Origin of the sequence: Mesorhizobium sp. M7A.T.Ca.US.000.02.2.1 (assembly GCF_003996995.1) — a bacterium.
Taxonomy (GTDB): domain Bacteria; phylum Pseudomonadota; class Alphaproteobacteria; order Rhizobiales; family Rhizobiaceae; genus Mesorhizobium.
In genome coordinates, this window is the sequence record NZ_RZTT01000590.1 from 1 (window position 1) to 2,817 (window position 2,817).

3 protein-coding genes and 1 pseudogene are annotated in these 2,817 nt (G+C 63.1%); 1 reads left to right on the plus strand and 3 read right to left on the minus strand.

Annotated features, from left to right (window positions below):
• Positions 1–62: 62 nt before the first annotated feature.
• Positions 63–188 (plus strand): annotated as a pseudogene (locus EOD15_RS37385) (VOC family protein); the annotation flags it as partial.
• Between the two features lie 176 nt (positions 189–364).
• Here EOD15_RS37385 and purB read toward each other — a convergent pair.
• The 3 genes from purB to EOD15_RS32105 all read right to left on the minus strand — a co-directional run.
• Positions 365–1,672, minus strand: a complete 1,308-nt coding sequence (gene purB / locus EOD15_RS32095) for an adenylosuccinate lyase (protein ID WP_127269895.1) — start codon at positions 1,670–1,672, stop codon at positions 365–367.
• A gap of 59 nt (positions 1,673–1,731) precedes the next feature.
• Positions 1,732–2,145 carry a hypothetical protein gene (locus EOD15_RS32100; RefSeq protein WP_127321100.1) on the minus strand — a complete coding sequence of 138 codons (414 nt, stop codon included), beginning with the start codon at positions 2,143–2,145 and terminating at the stop codon, positions 1,732–1,734.
• A 107-nt stretch (positions 2,146–2,252) separates the two neighbouring features.
• Positions 2,253–2,817 (minus strand): DUF2259 domain-containing protein (locus EOD15_RS32105; RefSeq protein ID WP_127409198.1); only part of this gene is annotated, 565 nt, incomplete at its 5' end.

A 2,817-nucleotide genomic window follows, 5' to 3' on the forward strand; every position in this document is an offset into this window, starting at 1 on the left:
ACTCTGCCAGGCGTTGGCGCCGATGTGGTGGTGATAGCCGCCCGACGACAGGAACACCGCCTGGCCGCCGCGATTCGAGCCGGTCGGGCCTTGCCTGGGTCGAGATGCGTTCGGACAATGTGACGAGCCCAGCAACCCGCGAAGACCCGTGGGGCACGGTGATCAGGACTGTTCCCGGCAAGGCTTGAGAGCGTCTTTCTCCCCGTCACTATACGGGGAGAAATGCCCGGCAGGGCAATGAGGGGCAGCGCCAAAGTCGTGAATTTGTCAAAGCGTGAATGGGTGCGATCGTCGCCGAAGTCGGCACCGCCCCTCATCCGCCTGCCGGCACCTTCTCCTCGTATAGTGACGGGGAGAAGGAAGCTCAGGCTTCTCCAAACACCCGCTTGAAGATCGTGTCGACATGCTTGGTGTGATAGCCCAGGTCGAATTTCTCGCGGATTTCGGCTTCCGGCAGCGCTGCGGTCACTTCCTTGTCGGCCAAAAGTTCCTCAAGGAAATCAGCGCCTTGCTCCCACACTCTCATGGCGTTGCGCTGCACCAGCCGGTAGGAGTCTTCGCGCGACAGGCCGGCTTGGGTCAGCGCCAGCATGACGCGCTGCGAATGCACGAGGCCGCGGAACTTGTTCATGTTCTTCAGCATGTTGTCGGGATAGACGAGCAACTTGTCGACGACGCCGGTCAGCCGTGACAGTGCGAAATCGAGCGTCACGGTGGCATCCGGGCCGATCATGCGCTCGACCGAGGAGTGCGAGATGTCGCGCTCGTGCCAGAGCGCCACATTTTCCATCGCCGGCAGCGCCATGGAGCGCACCATGCGGGCAAGACCGGTGAGGTTTTCGGTCAGCACGGGGTTGCGCTTGTGCGGCATGGCCGACGAGCCCTTCTGGCCCGGCGAAAAATACTCTTCCGCCTCCAGCACTTCGGTGCGCTGCAAATGCCGGATCTCGATCGACAGCCGCTCGACCGACGAGGCGATGACGCCGAGCGTGGCAAAGAACATGGCATGGCGGTCGCGCGGGATCACTTGCGTCGACACCGGCTCGGGTTTCAGGCCGAGCTTCGCCGCGACGTGTTCCTCGACATAGGGGTCGATGTTGGCGAAGGTGCCGACCGCGCCCGAAATCGCGCAGGTGGCGATGTCTTCGCGCGCGTGCACCAACCGCTCGCGGCAGCGCGAGAATTCGGCATAGGCCTGCGCCAGCTTGACGCCAAAGGTCGTCGGCTCGGCATGGATGCCATGGCTGCGGCCGATGGTGACGGTGTCCTTGTGCTCGAAGGCGCGGCGCTTAAGCGCTGCAAGCAGGCCATCGATATCGGCGAGCAGGATGTCGCTGGCCCGGGTAAGCTGTACGGCAAAGCAGGTGTCGAGAACGTCGGACGAGGTCATGCCCTGGTGGATGAAGCGGGCGTCCGGTCCGACGAATTCGGCAAGATGGGTCAGGAAGGCGATGACGTCATGCTTGGTGACGCGCTCGATCTCGTCGATCGCCTCGACATCGAATTTTGCCGCCCCGCCCTTTTCCCAGATGGTTTTTGCCGCTTCCCTGGGGATGACGCCGAGTTCGGCCAGCGCGTCGCAGGCATAGGCTTCGATCTCGAACCAGATGCGGAACCGGGTTTCTGGCGACCAGATGGCGACCATTTCCGGCCGGGAATAGCGAGGGATCATCGGTCAGTCCTGACATATCGAGAAGTTTGCCCGCGTCCTAACAGAGGCGAGCAAAATGCTCAACGCTGCTGGCGCGCAAACCAGACGCCCGCGGCAAATAGAGCGATGAAACCAACTGGAAAATAGAGCCGGATGCCCAGCACCACGAACTGATAAAGCGCAATCAACGTCGTGAAGACGAACTGGAGGACCCAGGTGCGGGTGAAAACAGGGGCGTGCCACTCGGCGTAGTAGGAGCGGTACTGCAGGGCAAACAGCCCGGCGGTCAGGCCGATCGTCGCCGCTGCTAGGCACACGAAGGCCGCGGCGAAGGCGACTTCCCAGCGTCTTCCCTGCGAGACCAGCCGCGCCGCGAACAGGCCGATCGGGAAGGCCAGCGCAGCTCCCACCGCGAACAGCATAGTGACAATGCGGATTTTCGCCGGTGTCTCCCAGTCGTCCAACAACAGGGTGACGAGCGCGCTAGCGCCCATCGTCATGGCCCATAGCAAGGCGCCATAAAACGCAGTGCGCGGCGTCGGTATCGCGCGGCGAAGGCGGTTCGGCGAACGATCGCGCGGAGCGGGTGGGACAAGCGATGTCACAGGCGACCGGTCACCGCAATCCAGCGAAAGTCCGGGCCTTCAAAGCCGTATTGGCGCACCGCGATCAGCACGGCATAGGCGCTGAGACTGTCCATCGAAAAGGTCTGCACGGCGCCGATGCGGTAGCCGTTCGGGCAACCCCGGCTTTTCGGTATCGCCTTGTCCTCGTGCAGCGGCTTGGTCGCGCCGCCATCCTGCGCCTCGATACGCAGCAGCCGGAAGCCGTTGATCTCGCCCTGGCTCTCGCAGCCCTCGGTGTTGTTCATGCCGAGCTCGTCGAGCCGAAACTCGAGCGGTGGGTCGACCGGCGAAAAGATCGGGCGCGGGTTGACTGCCATCCGGTGCGGATCGGCCGAAAGTTCGGTCACCGGGTTGAAACCGGCGGTGATGCCGCGATTGGCGTCCAACTCGGCCTGACTGACAATGGCTTCGCCTTTTTGCCGGGCCTGAAGGCGCGCCGCATCCAGTTTGGCATTCTCGTCCTCAAGCCGGACCCGGATCGGCGTGCCCTTGAGAAAGCTGTCGGTGCTGGTGTCGATGTAGTAGCGGTTGGCATAGGGA